The organism is Rothia sp. HMSC068F09 (assembly GCF_001812775.1).
In the GTDB taxonomy this organism is placed as follows: Bacteria; Actinomycetota; Actinomycetes; order Actinomycetales; family Micrococcaceae; genus Rothia; species Rothia mucilaginosa_A.
This window is the reverse complement of record NZ_KV810424.1, coordinates 33,737-50,362: the sequence shown is the minus strand read 5'-3', so window position 1 is coordinate 50,362 and position 16,626 is coordinate 33,737. Positions and strand designations below refer to the sequence as shown.

Here is a 16,626-nt window from a genome sequence, read left to right as displayed (position 1 = left end):
AATTGTAGAGGGGGGAGCGGGCGTTTTTCTTGTTGTGACGGCGTGTCAATCACTACATAAAGTACTATTGACTATAAGTAGTGTAGTATGAAAAAGTACAGGCACTCTGCCCGCCGCCCGGCGCGTCCGGCCGTATAATCGAAAGAGATTTGGCCACCGCACACACCGGCCGCGAGCCGCCGCCACGCTGCACGAAGTGGCGAGGCTCGGTTCCCAACAACCCGGCCCCACGAACTCCGGAATCCATCAGACCGGACCCCGAAGGACCCCCATGAATAACGCAGCCGTGACCCTCTCCAACGGAACCCTCACCGAAGGCGACACCGACCTGACGACCGAGCTCGAGAACATCCTCGCCGCTGATACCCCCTGGAACGTCATCGTCTGGAACGACCCCGTCAACCTCATGACCTACGTGGCCTACGTCTTCCGCAGCCACTTCGGCTACTCCCGCGCCCGCGCCGAGGAGCTCATGCTGCAGGTGCACCACAACGGCAAGGCCATCGTCTTCACCGGGCCCCGCGAGGACGCCGAAAAGCACACCCAGGCCATGCACGCCTGGGGTCTGCTGGCCACCTTCGAGAAAGTGGAGAACTAATGGCACACCCCTTCCGACGCACCCCCGGCGGCTACACCGCACGCTTTGAACAGCCCGAGCGCGAGCTCATCCGAGAACTCGCCGAGGACGTGCGCGCCCTGCTACGACCCTCCGACACCGCCGCCGACGGCAGTACCGTCGACCCGCTCGAGGCGCTGGTCGGCATCACCGAGAACCCCACGATTCCCGAGGACAGCGCCGTGGCTCGCCTGCTCCCCGTCGCTAGCAGCGACGAGGAAAGTGCGGCCGAGTACCGTCGCTACACCGAACGCGATTTGCGCGAAACCAAGCGCGCCAACCTGGCGATGCTCGCCTTCGACATTGAGTCGAGCGACCTGCGCCTGAACGAGGAGCACGCCCGCGCCTGGGCCGCTGCCCTCGGCGATATTCGCCTGGTGCTCGCCGACCGCCTGCAGATTACCGATGAAGAACGCGCCGACGAGATCGGCACCATCACCGACGCCTCGCAGGTCACTAACAATGAGGAGTACATGGCGATGGTGTACAACTTCATCTCGTGGGTGCAGGATTCGCTCATGCTTGCGATGATTGAGGGCCTGGACGAAGAGGAGTAGAGGCCTCTTCTCGGTTCATAAGGTGCACGCGTGCGCAGTAATATTGCCCGTCGACGTGCGATAGAACACCGCCCACTGAACGGATTTTTCGTTTGCCCCCTCGCACCGCCGTCACAGACCGTCTCATAATGGTGGTTCTGGACTCATCTAACCCCCTCCCGGGAAGAAACCACCCCGAACGCGGGTTAGCATAGAACGAGGAAACGACCGATACCGAAGTGTAGGTGACCCATGAGTGACAGCATCGACGCAACCAATCCCTACCGTGCCCGCACCCCCTGGGGAAGCCCCGAACCCGTAGCCCCCACCGCCGCGGCACCCATCGGCGTCTTCGACTCCGGCGTAGGCGGCCTTACCGTGGCACGCGCCATCATGGATCAGCTGCCCCACGAACGCATCATCTACGTCGGCGACACCGCGCACGGCCCCTACGGCCCCCTCAAAATCGCAGAGGTGCGCGCCAACGCACTGCGCATCATGGACGAGCTCGTCGACTCCGGCGTGAAGATGCTCGTCATCGCCTGCAACACCGCATCCGCCGCCGTGCTGCGCGACGCCCGCGAACGTTACACCCGCCAGTACGGCATCCCCGTCATCGAGGTGATTCAGCCCGCCGCCCGCCGCGCGCTTGCCGCGACCCGCAACCGCAAGATCGGCGTGATTGCGACGGAGGCGACCGTCACCTCCCGCGCCTACGAGGACACCTTCGCGATTACCCCCAACCTTCAGGTGTACTCGGTGGCCTGCCCGCGCTTCGTGGAGTTTGTGGAGAAGGGCATTACCTCCGGCCCCGAACTGCTGGAGACCGCTCGCGAGTACCTGCAGCCGCTCAAGGATGCAGGGGTCGATACGCTCGTGCTCGGATGCACCCACTACCCGTTGCTGGCCGGCGTGATTTCCTACATCATGGGCGAGGACGTCACCCTTGTTTCCTCCGCGGATGAGACCGCCAAGGACGTATACCGCGAACTGCTCAACCACGCCATCGAGAGCCCGGTTCCCGAGGAACACCCGCACCACGAGTTCCTCGCCACCGGCGAGTCCGAGACCTTCTCGCAGCTGGCGCGCCGCTTCCTCGGCCCCGAGGTCACCAACGTTCGCCACACCAGATCCGTGGCCGAGCGTTTCCCGACCGGCTCCTTTGCCACCATCACCCCCGAGATGCTGGCCGCACACCGCAACATCACCCTGGACGAAGACGTCGCCGAGGCCGAAGAGGCCGCGGCGACGCAGGAAGGTCCCGCATGCGCCTAACGATTATCGGTTGTACCGGTTCCTTCCCCGGCCCCGTCTCGCCGGCCAGCTGCTACATGCTCACCGCAACCGACTTCGCCGGCCGCACCTGGCGCGTCATCGTGGACATGGGCAACGGCTCCCTCGGCATGCTGCAGCGCCATATCGACCTGAGCGATATCGACGCGATTCTCATCTCGCACCTGCACCCGGACCACTGCATCGACCTGTCCGGTCTGCACGTGGCCGTCAAGTGGGATCCGCGCGGCTGGCCCAAGGGACGTATTCCGCTCTACGGCCCGGCCGCCATTAACGAGTACCTTTCGGCGACCCACGGCCTAGACCCCGACCCGGGCATGAGCACCGAGTTTGAGTACCACACCTGGACCGAGGGCGAGCCCGTGCAGATTGGCCCGTTCCGCGTGGAACCCTTCCGCGTGGTGCACCCCTCGAAGGATCCCTACGCCCTGCGCATCACCTGCAACGACCGCGAGGGCCACACGATTTTCGCCTACTCGGGTGATACCGACCTGTGCGAGGGCCTGGTTAAGGCCGCGCGCGGCGCCGACCTGTTCCTGTGCGAGGCCGCCTACCAGGAGGGTCGCGACGACGCCCTGCGCGGTATCCACCTGACCGGCAAGCGCGCCGGGCAAGCCGCCCAGGAGGCGGGCGTACGCAACCTGCTGCTGACCCACCTGCCCGTATGGAACGACCCTGACATCGCCCGCGCCGAGGCACGTAGCGCCTTCTCCGGCCCCGTGGGTGTTGCCGAAATGGCCGCAAGCTACCGCATCTACCCGCGCCCCACTCCGGCGCATCCGGTGACCTCCACGCTGAACGTGGTGGAGGTGCTGGACCCGCCACTGAAGGCCGCCATTGCCCTCCCTAAACCCTAGCTGGACTAGCGCAAACCACATTCAACCCGACCAGGTTATAAGCACAACAGACCGACCGACCCAAGGAGAACCCATGACTGTGACCCGCGACGACGGCCGCGCCCTCAACGAACTGCGCCCCATCACCATTACCCGCGGCTGGTCCCGCAACGCTGAGGGTTCCGCCCTCATCGAGTTCGGAAACACCCGCGTGCTGTGCACCGCATCCTTCACCGAGGGCGTGCCGCGCTGGCTCAAGGGCGAGGGCAAGGGCTGGGTGACCGCCGAGTACGCCATGCTGCCGCGCGCCACCAACACCCGTTCTTCGCGCGAGTCGCTGAAGGGCCGAGTGGGCGGCCGCACCCACGAGATTTCCCGTCTGATTGGCCGCTCCCTGCGCGCGGTCATCAACATGGAGGAGCTGGGCGAGAACACCATTGTGCTCGACTGCGACGTGCTGCAGGCTGACGGTGGTACCCGCACCGCCTCGATTACCGGCGCGTACGTGGCCCTGGCCGACGCTATCGCCTGGGCGAAGGAGCAGAAGATTATCTCCGCCAAGGCTAACCCGCTGATTGATTCGGTGTCCGCGATTTCGGTGGGCATCATCGACGGTACCCCTATGCTTGACCTGCCCTACACCGAGGACGTGCGCGCAGAGACCGACATGAACGTGGTCGTCACCGGTAGCGGCAAGTTCGTGGAGGTTCAGGGCACCGCCGAGGGCGCCCCCTTCGACCGCGAAGAGCTCAACAGCCTGCTCGACCTGGCCCTGGAGGGCACCGCAGAGCTGGCCCAGATTCAGCGCGAGGCCCTGAAGAACGACTAACCCGCACGGCGCCCCACCCCGCACCGTGTGCACCTGTTGCAAAGGAGAAACCATGGCAGAAGCAAAGATTGTTCTGGCAAGCCACAACAAGGGCAAGCTCAAGGAGCTACGCGAGATTCTGCGCGGCCACATCGACGGCCTGGACGTTGACACCCAGGTCGTGGATGCAGCCAGCGTGAACGCACCCGATGTTCCTGAGACCGGTGTGACCTTCGCTGAGAACTCCCTGCTCAAGGCTCGCGCGGTCGCCCGGGCAACCGGCCTGATTGCTATTGCCGACGACTCGGGCCTGTCCGTGGACGTGCTCGGCGGCGCTCCCGGCATCTTCTCGGCCCGCTGGGCCGGCCGCCACGGCGATGACACCGCGAACCTGAACCTGCTGCTGGCTCAGCTGAGCGATATCGCTCCGGAGCACCGCGGCGCGAAGTTCTGCTGCGCCGCATCGGTGGCCTCCCCGGACGGCTTCGAGGCGGTTGAATACGGTGAGCTACCCGGTGAGCTACTGACCGCACCGGCGGGGGAGGGTGGCTTTGGCTACGACCCGATTCTGCGCCCCGTGGAGCTCAACGGTGAGAACGCCCTCTACGAGGGCAAGTACGCCGGCCAGTCCTGCGCACAGATTCCCGCCGAGATCAAGAACTCGATTAGCCACCGCGCGCGTGCTTTTGAGGCGCTGATTCCGCAGATTGCTGCGGCTCTGGCCTAAAACCGTCACCGGGGCGTTACAGCTTGTTTGCTGTGCCTGATATCTGTCGGGTATCTGCCTGACGGAGGGGCGAGTGGGATTTATTCGTACACCGCGGCCAAAATCCCCCATACGAATACCACTTAAAGGCACAATAGGTAAAGAAGCTTTACCTCAGGGTTAGTGACACCAAAGAGACTCGTCTGCTGAAGGTACCTTCGGCAGACGAGTTTTGTTGTTGAAAAGCACTTCAACGGAGCATCTGCCTGATGCCTGCTGCCACCGACCCCGGTAGAAAAACCTGCCGCGAAAGAGAACGCACCGATGTTCATCCTTCTCTTGCTGATGGCGCTGATGCTTGCCGTCGCCCTCTGGTCCTACTCCTACGTGTGGCGCGGCCTCAACCGCCGTGTTATCGCCGCCGTCAAGGTGGTCGACCCCATGATTACGCTCGGCCCGTACGCCATGGTGGCCTGGGCGGGGTTGATGGGCATCATCGCCACGAATATGTGGGCGACCGGTACCCTCCAGCTGGTGCTGAGCGTGGTGTTGTGGGTGATTGTTGCCGGTACTCTCGGCTGGGCTGGTTTTTGGCTCCTCATGCACTGCCTGGGCGGCCAAACCCCCGGCAAGCGCCCCATGTGGTGGCGTGAGGCGGTTGCCGCGAAGTTCGCCTGGCGTAACCTGTCCCGTATGCCCGCCTACCTGGGCGCTCGCACCAGCATCCTGCCGGTGGAGAACCCGCACCTGACCAAGCCGTACTCGGGCTCGTGGACTCGCCCGCTCGGTGCGACCATGCCCGGGTACAGCTCCAACGGTGAGTTTATTGAGGGCTTTGACGAGTTCGGTCGCAAGATGCCGCGCCTCTACCCGGTGGGCCCCGAGCCGACTATTTTTGAGATGGCGCGCTGGGGTAAGTCGGTGAGCTCCGATCAACTGCTGACGACCTTCCTGCCGACTGCGCCGTTTGAGCGTCTGCGTCTGCCCGGCACCATTACCGGCCCCTTCACCTTTGCGGGGGAGGTGCCGCACGGTGCGGTGACGAAGTGGCCTCGCCGCAGCGGTGCGAACCGCGCCTTCGGCTCCTACGCTCGTCTGGGCGAAATCACCGAACGTAAGGTTGAGCTGCTGGTCGACCACCGCATCATTGCGGCACTGCAGACCACCCGCGAAAGCTACGAACGCCGACACAGCTGGATGCTCGCCTTCACCGATATCGCAGACGGCGACTTCACGATGGACGCCGACGAGAACGGCAACCTGCGCATCACCTTCGGCACCGCCACCGAGGGCTACGAGACTCCGTGGGTCTTCACGAGCACCCTGAAAGACAGTCCGCGTCTGCGCCGCAAGGTACGCCGCGCCATGCGCGAGCGTCGCGTGCTCAAGCAGAGCAGCGGCGAGCTGATGGACTGGTACTTCGTGCCGAAGCTCAGCGAGTTCCCCCACGGCCCGGTCACCAATGAGCTTCCCGAAGAGTTCTACTTCAAGTCCAATATCATGGTCACGAACCGTCACGAGAGCTCCTCGAAGGCCACGGGTGAGGCACACTAGCGGGGTGAACGTGGGAACCACGCACGGCACCATCGGTGACCGTCCTGACCACCCTTTTCCCCAAGCCACGCTAGAATAGAGTTCCGAACGTTGAACGCTCTGCGGGGCACGACACGCGTCGTGCCCCGCATCCGTTCTGCCTAGTAGCACGTGAGCCGGGCCCTCACTCCGCCCTGCGTGCGGCGCGCGTTCACCACCGCAGACATATTCACCCGAAAGGAACCCCGTGGCGTCCTCGAACTACACCGCTCGCAACCTCTCCGTTCTGGAAGGTCTTGAAGCAGTCCGCAAACGCCCGGGCATGTACATCGGCTCCACCGATTCCCGCGGCCTCATGCATTGCCTCTGGGAGATTATCGACAACTCGGTGGACGAGGCGCTCGCCGGCTTCGGCCAGTCCATTCAGGTGATTCTCTACCGCGATGGTTCGGTGGAGGTTCGCGACGACGGCCGAGGCATCCCCACGGATATTGAGCCGCGTACCGGCCTATCCGGTGTGGAGGTCGTCTTCACCAAGCTTCACGCCGGCGGTAAGTTCGGTGGCGGTTCCTACACCGCCTCCGGCGGTCTGCACGGTGTGGGCGCATCCGTGGTGAACGCGCTGTCTTCGCGCCTGGACGTGCAGGTGGACCGCGGTTCGAAGACCTACCAGATGTCGTTCCGTCACGGTATTCCCGGCCACTTCGATTCGGGCCGTACCCCCAAGCCCGATGACCCGTTCACCCCCGCATCCGAGGGCACCGACGCCCTGCAGATTGTGGGTAAGGCGAAGCGCGGTGTGACCGGCACCCGCGTGCGCTACTGGGCTGACCCGCAGATTTTTACCCCCGACGCCAAGTTCAGCTACGAGGACCTGGTGGCTCGTGCGCGCCAGACCGCGTTCCTCATTCCGGGCCTGCGCATTTGTATTCGCGATGAGCGCCGGCTGCCCGGCACCCCCGGCGAACTGGAGGCGCACGAGGAGGTCTTCCAGTACGACGGCGGCATTAGCGAGTTCGTGGAGTTCCTGGCGCACGACGAGCGCGTCACCGACATCTGGCGTTTCAGCGGTAGCGGAACCTTCACCGAGACCGTGCCCGTGCTGGGGGAGGACGGCCGCTCGCAGCTGACCGATGTGGAACGTGATTGCGAGGTGGACGTTGCCCTGCGCTGGGGCATCGGCTACGAGACCACGATTCGCAGCTTCGTGAACATCATTTCGACCCCCAAGGGCGGTACCCACACCGCGGGCTTTGAGCAGGGCCTGCTGCGCGTGATGCGCAAGCATCTGGCCGATAACGCTCGCAAGTACAAGGTGGGTAACGACAAGATTGAGAAGGACGACGTGCTGGCCGGTCTGACCGCCGTGCTGACCGTTCGTCTGGCCGAGCCGCAGTTTGAGGGTCAGACCAAGGAGATTCTGGGCACCCCGGCGGTTCGCCAGATTGTCTCCAAGGTGGTGGGCGATGCCCTGAAGGCCCGCCTGGAGTCAACCGCCCGCGCTGAGAAGGCGCAGGCTACGGCTCTGTGCGAGAAGGTCGTCTCTGAGATGAAGACCCGCGTCTCCGCGCGCATCCATAAGGAAACTCAGCGCCGTAAGACTGCGCTGGAGTCTTCGTCCATGCCCACCAAGCTGGTGGATTGCCGTTCGACGAACGTCGAACATTCCGAGCTGTTCATTGTGGAGGGTGATTCGGCGCTGGGTACTGCGCGTCTGGCTCGTTCCTCCTCGTACCAGGCCCTGCTGCCGATTCGCGGTAAGATTCTGAACACTCAGCGTGCCTCGGTGACCGATGTGCTCGCGAACGCCGAGTGCGCGGCGCTGATTCAGGTGATTGGTGCCGGTTCGGGCCGCACCTTTGACCTAGAGTCTGCCCGCTACGGCAAGGTCATCATGATGACCGATGCGGACGTTGACGGCGCGCACATCCGCACCCTGCTGCTGACCCTGTTCTACCGTTACATGCGCCCGCTGATTGAGGCCGGTCGCGTGTACGCCGCGGTTCCGCCCCTGCACCGCGTGGAGGTGGTGCGCCGCGGTAAGCCGAACGAGATGGTGTACACCTACTCCGAGAAGCAGCTGCACGAGTTGCTGGATTCCCTGCGGGAGCAGGGCGTGACCTACAAAGAACCCATTCAGCGTTACAAGGGTCTGGGTGAGATGGACGCCGACCAGCTGGCCGAGACCACGATGGATCCACGCCATCGCATGTTGCGTCGCGTCCGCATCGAGGATGCCGAGGCTGCCGAGCGCGCCTTCTCGCTCCTGATGGGTTCCGAGGTGGCTCCGCGTAAGGAGTTCATTATCGCGGGTGCGCATCAGCTGGATACCGAGAACATCGATATGTAGCGGTTCTCCCCGTGTGTGTTTGCGTGTGTATTTTCTTGCGAGACTCGTGGAAAACATGCTGACGATTTGTCATAAAGTGGGAATTTTCTATGATAATTGTCACATTAGATTTCACTACGGCGCAAAAATCAGTATTTTTGATGCAAATTTAATGAATCGACACTGAATAACTATTGTGTCAGTTTCGGTAAATCCGTCACCAAAATCTTGCAGATATTACAATTTACTGCAAGGTTTGGGGGAGGGGTTGAAAAAGGCTTCCGTACTCCGGATGGTGACAGGCTGTTTCTAAACCGTCTCACCTCGGTATTTGCTGATAACGTGCGATGAACCTTTATCGAAACGTCAAACATTTAACGCCCAGTCGGCGCACAGGTGCCTCACAGTCTTCAAAGAAAAACCTGTACCGTAGATGGGTGAGAGACACTGTGTCAGTAACTCTCGCACTCCCTTCACTGACGGGGGAGTGCCCGATTCTGGCGCACGCGCATATCAGTACACACATAGTAAGGACCTATCAATGGATCCCCTTGATTTTGGTAGGTGGCAGTTCGGTATCACCACCGTCTACCACTTCTTCATGGTTCCGCTGACCCTGGGTCTGGGCCTTGTAGTGACCTACCTGTACATTTGCTACGTTCGTACCAAGAAGGACGAATACAAGCGAATGACGAAGTTCTGGGGCAAGCTGTACCTCATTAACTTCGCCATGGGTGTGGCCACCGGTCTGGTTCAGGAGTTCCAGTTCGGTATGGCATGGAGTGAATACTCCCGATTCGTGGGCGACGTCTTCGGCGCCCCGCTGGCTATGGAAGGCCTCTTCGCGTTCTTCGTCGAGTCGACCTTCCTGGGCCTGTGGATCTTCGGCTGGGATCGCCTCAAGCCCGCAGTCCACGCCTTCTCCCTGTTCATGGCTGTTCTCGGTTCCTGGATTTCCGCCTTCTTCATTCTGGTGGCAAACTCCTGGATGCAGCACCCCGTCGGCGCAGAAATGATTGACGGTCGTCCCCGTATGACCGACATCGGCGCCGTGCTGATGAACCCCACCGCATGGGTCACCTTCCCGCACGTCATCACCGCATCCATTCAGGTTGCCGGTGGCTTCCTGGTCGGTATCGCATGGTACAAGCTGTGGCGCCGCCGCAAGGACGGCATTGACAAGGTCGTTGACGGCAAGGTTGTCGTTGGTGAGTCCGACAAGGGCGCACGCGACAAGAAGGACTTCCAGGTTTGGCTCAAGTCCCTGCGCCTGGGCGCCGTGGTGGGCCTCATCGGCTTCGCCGGTGTTGGCGCATCCGGCCACATGCAGGCACAGATGATGATTCACGAGCAGCCCATGAAGATGGCTGCCGCCGAGGCCGCCTGCCACGACGGCACCTCCTTCTCCGTGCTGACCGTTGGTGAGCTTGGCGCTCAGAGCTGCGACAAGATTAACACCATCATCGAGGTTCCCGGCGTGCTGTCCTTCCTGGCACACGACAACTTCAACACCCCGGTGAAGGGCATCCAGACCCTGCTGCCCGAGTACGAAGCTAAGTACGGCACCAACCTGCCCAACAACCCCCTCTACGGTGAGCGTGCAGGCCAGAAGATTGATTACCTGCCCTCCCTCGAGGTCTCCTACTGGGGCTTCCGCGGCATGATCGGTCTGGGCGCCATTGTGGTTCCCTTCTACCTCTACGCACTGTGGATTACCCGCAAGAAGGGCGTGGGCACCGTTCCCGAGTCCAAGCTGCTGAAGCAGGTTGCCGTCTGGTCTATCCTGGCTCCCTTCTTCGCAATTGCACTGGGCTGGATTTTCACCGAAATGGGCCGTCAGCCCTTCGTGGTTGTCCCCAACCTTGAGGGCGATCCCGCAATCCGCCTGTACACCGCAGCAGCTATCTCCCCGGGCGTTTCCGGTGAAGAAATCCTCTTCTCCCTACTCACCCTGGGCCTGCTCTACGGCGTGCTGATGGTGGTTGAGGTTTACCTGCTCATCAAGTACGTCAAGGCCGGCGTCGTTGCAGCAATGCCCGAGCTGGTTCAGTCGCACCACGAGGACGAGTCCAACGACAAGTCCAAGCGCGATGTGCTGGAGTTCGCCTACTAGGCGGGTAAGGATTGATTCACCATGAATTTTGATTTCAATATCTTTGCCGGTCAGCCTGGCCTGTCCACCCTCTGGTTTGTCGCCATTGGCGTCTTCCTCATCATGTACCTGATCCTCGACGGTTTCGACCTGGGCGTCGGCATGCTGATGGGTTCCAAGTTCACCAAGAACGAGAAGGAACGTCGTCTGCTGCTGAACATCATCGGCCCCGTCTGGGACGGTAACGAGGTGTGGATCGTGTCCGGCGGTGCTGCTATCTTCGCAGCATTCCCCATCTGGTACGCAGCCCTCTTCTCGGCTCTGTACATCCCCCTGACCCTCGCGCTGGTCTTCCTGATTCTGCGCGTGGTCGCAATTGAATACCGCGGTAAGAAGAACGACGAGAAGTGGATCCGTAACTGGAACATCGCTCTGTCCGTCTCCTCCTTCTTCATCGCTCTGCTCGTGGGTGCACTGCTGGGCCTGACCTCCATGGGTCTGCCCATCAACGAGAACGGTGACCGCGTTGGCGGCGCCTTCGCTTGGGTCTCCCTGCCGGTTCTGCTCGGCGGTCTGGGTTTCGCTGGCTTCTCCCTGGTTCAGGGTCTTGCCTTCGTCGCTCTGAAGACCGACGGCGATATCCGCGACCGTGCCCGCAACACCCTGGTGCGCTGGGCTCCCGTCCTGCTGCTGCCGATCGTCGCATGGGTTCTGACCCTGGACTTCACCAGCGGTAACGGTATCTCCTGGCTGTGCACCATCCTGGCTGTTGTTGCCGTTCTGATTGCTTGGGTCTCCGCAAAGGGTGGCCGTGAGGGTCGCGCTTTCGCAGGCCTGTCCGTGTTCCTCGCATTCGGCGCTCTGGCAATCTTCACCGCAATGTACCCGAACGTTCTGCCCTCCACCCTGGATCCGGCATACTCGCTCACCATTGCGAACGCATCCAGCTCCGAGTACACCCTGGGCGTTATGACCTTTGTGACCTGCCTTGGTCTGCCGGTCGTGTTCGTCTACCAGGCTTGGACCTACTGGGTCTTCCGTAAGCGTCTGCACGTGGATCACATCCCCGATGCTCACGACGCTACCGAACTGGCTGAACTGCCGACCAAGTAGCATGTAGCTGATTGAAAATCCCCCGGATTTCTCTTCTGAGAAGTTCGGGGGATTTTTCTATGCCCCCAGAGGATATTCCCGCAGAGGATATTCCCGCAGAGGATGCAGCTCGCGGCAGGCGAGTGGGCGCGCAAAAATTTTTGCTGCACCCCCCCGAAATTCGAGCGCGGCAAGGAGCAAAAAGTGTAATGTGGTGAACAACTCACTCTTATGAAAGGTGTTCAACGATGAAGTCCCTCAACCGTAGCTCCACCGCATCCGCTCCTCGCACCGGAACCGCTCCTCGTACCGGCACGCGCCGCCGCCTGCTCGCCACGGGCGCCCTGCTCTGCATCGGCATCATGCCCCTGAGCGCATGCTCGCTCTTCAACCCGCCGCTGGAACGCGACGAAAGCGTCCACGCTGTCTTCGACGCGGAGCAGGACATTGTGAAGATGCCCCTGGACGATTACCTCTACTACGAGCGCACCAACTACGAGTACACGGCTTTTCAGATTGCTATGAAGCAGTGCTTCGCCGAACACGGGCAGAGCTACACCGACCCCGACCAAGCTCCCCAATCTGAAAGCGCGCCGCGTGGCGATCCGGGCCGAATGTACGGCCCCTGGAACGTCGAGTACGCCAAGAAGTACGGTTTTCAGAAGCGAGACCCCAACGCCAAAGCTCCCATCTCCGTCACCCCAGGGGCAAGCCTCAGCCCCGAGGAGAGGCTCATCATCGAATGTGAGGACAAGGCCCGCGAGACCCTGGACGCCGCGGTTCCCGAAGGTAAGAGGCCCGAGAACGACGTGCAGTCCACATACAGTCGTATCTCCACCGAGGCGGTCAACGCCGTTTACGGTAGCAAACTGCACCGCGAACTCGAAGAGAAGTGGAAGCAGTGCGTCTCAAACCGGGGGCTCACCCCCATTAAGGCAGGGGCGGTAGCCGAGGAATCCCCGCTGGCTGAGCAGTGGAGCAAGAACGACGGTATCGACGAGCCCGCCTCCGAAGAAGAGATTCGCATCGCCACCATCCAGGCCGAATGTAACCAGCAGGTCGGCATGAGCCAGCAGCTCTACGACCTGGAGGCACAGTATCAGATGCCGCTCATCCGCAAGTACCAGTCGCAGCTTGAGCAGGACCGCAAGGCAGAACGTGAGCGTGACGAGAAGTTCAAACAGTACGTTCTGGAGCACCAGTAAACCGGGGCACTAAAAGACAGCGCACCGAAAGACGGCGCTAAGAAATAGGCAGCGCAGAGAAATAGACAGCGCTGACACAGTTTAGAAAGACACCGCCATGACCACTCACACGAAAAACCAAAACAGCGGGCACCGCTTCAGCGAACGCATCGCCCGACCCCGCGTGCTCCTGCTGCTCGCAATCCTCGCCATTGGCTCGCTCATGCTGTCCTTCTACCTGGGCACCCGCTACGCCGCCACGGGCCCCGACCCGGCCGTGCAGGCGAAAACCGTGATTCCGGTCTGGGCGAAGGTTGAAGAACGAACCGTCAGCGAGGGCCTCGCCATTGCCGGAACCACCAAGGCTGGGGAGACCGCCCCGATTAGCGCGCGCACCAACGGTGAACCGGTGCTCGTTTACCAGAACCAGAAGCCCGGTAACGTGCTCAAAGCCGGTGACTTCATCGGCATCATTGGCGCCGACCCCGTCTTCGTGCTGGAGGGGCCGCTGCCGCTGTACCGCGACCTCAACCTGGGCGATAACGGCGACGACGTGCTCGCCTTCCAGAAGGCACTGAACTCCGCCGGGTACGCCACCGCTCAGAGTGGCACCGTCACCGAAGACACCCTCGACGCCGTCACGCGCCTGCACCGCGCGCACCTGACCGGCGTGCCCAGCGAAGGGGTCACCAGCATTGCCCGCAGCAACTACGCGATTCTGCCCGGCGGAAGCCACACCGTCACCGCAGTTGCGGCGGTCGGCCAGCTCATCAGCGACGGCAACCCCATCGCGAGTGTAGAAACCAGCGAACCCTACGTGGAATCCAGCGTTGAACTCGCCGTCGCCAACAAGCTCAAGGTCGGCGACCGCATCAGCCTGCGCACTTCCACCGGCAGTGTGGAGGGCACCATCACCAGCATTGGTGAGCTGCAGAACGACCCCTCCAAGGGTGCGGCGAAGAGCGTGCGATTCAGCGCCGACGACCCGAGCAAGCTCACTCCGGGGCAGAGCGCATCCATCACCAGTAAGGGCAACACCTCAACCACCCTCGCCGTGCCGACTACCGCGGTACGCCAGGACTCCCAGGGCACCTATGTGCTCGTTGAAAAGGGCGGAAGCTCCACCTCGACCAGCAAGGATGCGCCCGCCACCGAACGCGTCAACGTTGAGGTTCTACGCACCGCCGGCGGGTACGCCGCAATCAACGCGAACCTCAGCACGGGACAGAAGGTGCTTGTCTCATGAGCCGCCGTAAGAGAACCCCAGACGCAAGCCCGGGACGTGCGCCTACAGTTGCGCCCAACGTAGCGTCCGCCGCTACACCTGCCGCCGGGCTCGGTACCGCGCCCGCTATTGAAATGCACGGCATTACCCGCATCTTCGAGGGGAGCGAACGAGCAGTCCTCGATCGTCTCGACCTGGTGGTCGAACGCGGCGAATTCCTCGCCATTATTGGTCCGTCGGGCTCCGGCAAATCCACCCTGCTCAACGCCATTGGCCTGCTCGACACTCCCACCAGCGGAACCTACAGCCTCTTCGGCAAAAACACGGAAGGACTCAGCGACAGAGAACGCGACGAAATGCGCCGAGATCACCTCGGCTTCATCTTCCAATCCTCAAACATGCTGCTGGACGAAACCAGTACGACCAACGCCTCCATGGGCCTGCGTGTGCAGGGCGTACCCTACGGCGAGCGCCTGCAACGCACCGAAGAAACCCTAGAATTTCTGGGGTTGAGCGACCGCGCCAGCATCCGCACCCGCTACCTCTCCGGTGGCGAGAAGCAGCGCTGCGCCATTGCTCGCGCCCTCGCCACGCGCCCGCCGCTGATTCTTGCCGACGAGCCGACCGGCAACCTGGACAGCCACAATAGCGCCAAGGTCATTGAGATTCTTCAGCGCATTAACGCGACCGGCTGTACCGTGCTGGTGATTACCCACGACCCGGAGGTTGCCGCCGCCGCCCGCCGCGTGATCCGCATTGAGGATGGGCGGCTGCACGAGCAGAGCCGCGCCGACTTGGCTACGGTGCCGGTCGCTGAGGTGCCGAGTACTGAGGTTGCACCGGTTGCAACGGACACCCCGGCAGAAGCCACGGTGGGTGCCCCGGTAGATGCTACCACCAGCCTCGCTGCGGGGGAGAAGCCCGCTACGCATCGCCGCGGAAGCTTCCTCACCGACGACAGCATCGAGGCAATCTCGGCGCTCACCTCACGACCGCTACGCACCCTGCTGCTGGGCCTGTCCTTCGCACTGGGCGTGGGCGGACTCATCAGCGCCTCCGGCATGAGCGAATCCGCCAGCTACCAGGTGAACCAGCGCCTGCTCGGATCCGAACAATCCACGCTCTACATCAGCGACAGGGACAATGACCAAAACATGCTCGGAACCTACCGGCAGGGCGAATCCGCGCAGAATGTTGCCGACCGCATTAGCGCGCTGGACTACGTGAAGAACACCGGATTCGTCAGCAGCGTGGCACCCGCCGACGTGCGAATCACCCGGTTCAGCCCCTACGAGGACGAACCCAAAACGGCGATTGGCCTCAGCTCCACCTCGAAGACCCGGCTCGAGCAAATCGGTGCCCGCATGAACCCCGAAACCCTGCGTGCGCTCGAACAGATGAACTCGACCCTCACCCAGCAGAACGTCGCCGACCGTGAACGCGCCGAGCAGCTCTCCGGCGCTATCGTCTCGGTCTCCGCTGCCCGTGCCCTCGGCATTATTCCCGAAGATAAGGCGGCAGATAACGCCACAACCGAGCCCCGCCCCGGCGAGATGCCCGTCGTCGACTACGGCATTAAGCTCGGTGGGCTGCCGCAGGTGGCACCCGGCGTGAGCATCTGGGTGGACGGTAAGCTGATGCCGGTTATCGGCCTCTTTGACCCCGGCAATAGCGGCTACGAATTCAGGAACACGGTCATTGTCTCGCCGGGCACACTTCAGCGCACCGGACGCGGCCAGGTGACCTACATTGCCGAAACCGAACGGGGCTACGGCAAGGCGGTCGCCAAGGCGATTCCGCTGACCCTCAAGCCCGCTGAACCCAGCCAGATCAACGTGGAAACCCCCTCCGACCTGCAGAGCCTACGCGCGTCTATCGCCTCGGATCTGGGCCTGTACGTGGGTGTGCTCTCCGGTATTCTGCTGGTGCTCGCCTCACTCTCGGCGGCAACCGCAATGTACCTGTCCGTGCAATCGCGTACCGCAGAGATTGCGCTGCGCCGCGCCATCGGATCGAGTAAATGGCTGATTGCCCGCATCTTCCTCATGGAGGGCGTCATGCTCGGTGTGCTCGGCGGCTCCATCGGCGCCTGCTCCGGCATGATTGCGACCATCATTCTTTCGCTCGTGCAAGGCTGGCAGGCTGTCCTCTCCCCGGGATTCGTGGTGCTCGGCGTGGGCGTTGGTGCCCTTACCGGTCTGGTGTCTTCGGCGTACCCGGCGTGGGTGGCGTCCCGCAAGAGCCCCGCCGACGCGATGCGCGGATAGGAGTCCGCGTTAATGGGTGCGAGGCGCGGTTCGCCAGGAACCGCCGGTCCGCGCCGCGCGCTCGAGCGGGGGAGAGCGGGCAGGGCCCTCAAGTCCCCGGAGTATGACC

Annotated in this window: 13 protein-coding genes; all 13 read left to right on the top strand. The window is 62.4% G+C overall.

Annotated elements, in window-relative coordinates; genetic code table 11:
* The first annotated feature begins 271 nt into the window (after positions 1–271).
* Complete coding sequence (clpS, locus tag HMPREF2874_RS04115; protein ID WP_070649045.1) at positions 272–598, top strand: ATP-dependent Clp protease adapter ClpS; 327 nt, start codon at positions 272–274, stop codon at positions 596–598.
* Positions 598–1,173, top strand: coding sequence for a DUF2017 domain-containing protein (locus HMPREF2874_RS04110; RefSeq protein WP_070649044.1), 576 nt, complete (start codon positions 598–600; stop codon positions 1,171–1,173). The genes clpS and HMPREF2874_RS04110 overlap by 1 nt, the downstream gene beginning before the upstream one ends.
* Positions 1,174–1,404: 231 nt before the next feature.
* Complete coding sequence (murI, locus tag HMPREF2874_RS04105; RefSeq protein WP_070649043.1) at positions 1,405–2,427, top strand: glutamate racemase; 1,023 nt, start codon at positions 1,405–1,407, stop codon at positions 2,425–2,427.
* Positions 2,418–3,302, top strand: a complete 885-nt coding sequence (locus HMPREF2874_RS04100) for an MBL fold metallo-hydrolase (protein ID WP_070649042.1) — start codon at positions 2,418–2,420, stop codon at positions 3,300–3,302. The genes murI and HMPREF2874_RS04100 overlap by 10 nt, the downstream gene beginning before the upstream one ends.
* Before the next feature lie 73 nt (positions 3,303–3,375).
* Positions 3,376–4,110, top strand: a complete 735-nt coding sequence (gene rph / locus HMPREF2874_RS04095) for a ribonuclease PH (RefSeq protein WP_049343119.1) — start codon at positions 3,376–3,378, stop codon at positions 4,108–4,110.
* A gap of 52 nt (positions 4,111–4,162) precedes the next feature.
* The gene (locus HMPREF2874_RS04090) at positions 4,163–4,816 is read left to right on the top strand and encodes a non-canonical purine NTP pyrophosphatase (RefSeq protein WP_070543264.1); all 654 of its coding nucleotides are present in this window, start codon (positions 4,163–4,165) and stop codon (positions 4,814–4,816) included.
* A 303-nt stretch (positions 4,817–5,119) separates the two neighbouring features.
* Positions 5,120–6,349 carry an RDD family protein gene (locus HMPREF2874_RS04085; protein WP_070649041.1) on the top strand — a complete coding sequence of 410 codons (1,230 nt, stop codon included), beginning with the start codon at positions 5,120–5,122 and terminating at the stop codon, positions 6,347–6,349.
* A 226-nt stretch (positions 6,350–6,575) separates the two neighbouring features.
* Positions 6,576–8,678: a DNA gyrase/topoisomerase IV subunit B gene (locus tag HMPREF2874_RS04080; RefSeq protein WP_070649040.1), complete on the top strand. Its 2,103-nt coding sequence runs from the start codon at positions 6,576–6,578 to the stop codon at positions 8,676–8,678.
* 520 nt (positions 8,679–9,198) lie between these two features.
* Positions 9,199–10,770: a cytochrome ubiquinol oxidase subunit I gene (locus HMPREF2874_RS04075; RefSeq protein WP_070649039.1), complete on the top strand. Its 1,572-nt coding sequence runs from the start codon at positions 9,199–9,201 to the stop codon at positions 10,768–10,770.
* 21 nt (positions 10,771–10,791) lie between these two features.
* Positions 10,792–11,862 (top strand): cytochrome d ubiquinol oxidase subunit II, encoded by a 1,071-nt coding sequence (cydB, locus tag HMPREF2874_RS04070; RefSeq protein WP_070649038.1) that lies wholly within the window; start codon positions 10,792–10,794, stop codon positions 11,860–11,862.
* 227 nt (positions 11,863–12,089) lie between these two features.
* Entirely contained in the window at positions 12,090–13,046 is a 957-nt protein-coding gene (locus HMPREF2874_RS04065) for a multidrug transporter (protein WP_083309838.1), read from the top strand.
* Between the two features lie 97 nt (positions 13,047–13,143).
* The gene (locus tag HMPREF2874_RS04060) at positions 13,144–14,271 is read left to right on the top strand and encodes an efflux RND transporter periplasmic adaptor subunit (protein WP_070649037.1); all 1,128 of its coding nucleotides are present in this window, start codon (positions 13,144–13,146) and stop codon (positions 14,269–14,271) included.
* Positions 14,268–16,517 carry an ABC transporter ATP-binding protein/permease gene (locus tag HMPREF2874_RS04055; RefSeq protein ID WP_070649036.1) on the top strand — a complete coding sequence of 750 codons (2,250 nt, stop codon included), beginning with the start codon at positions 14,268–14,270 and terminating at the stop codon, positions 16,515–16,517. The genes HMPREF2874_RS04060 and HMPREF2874_RS04055 overlap by 4 nt, the downstream gene beginning before the upstream one ends.
* Positions 16,518–16,626 lie beyond the last annotated feature (109 nt).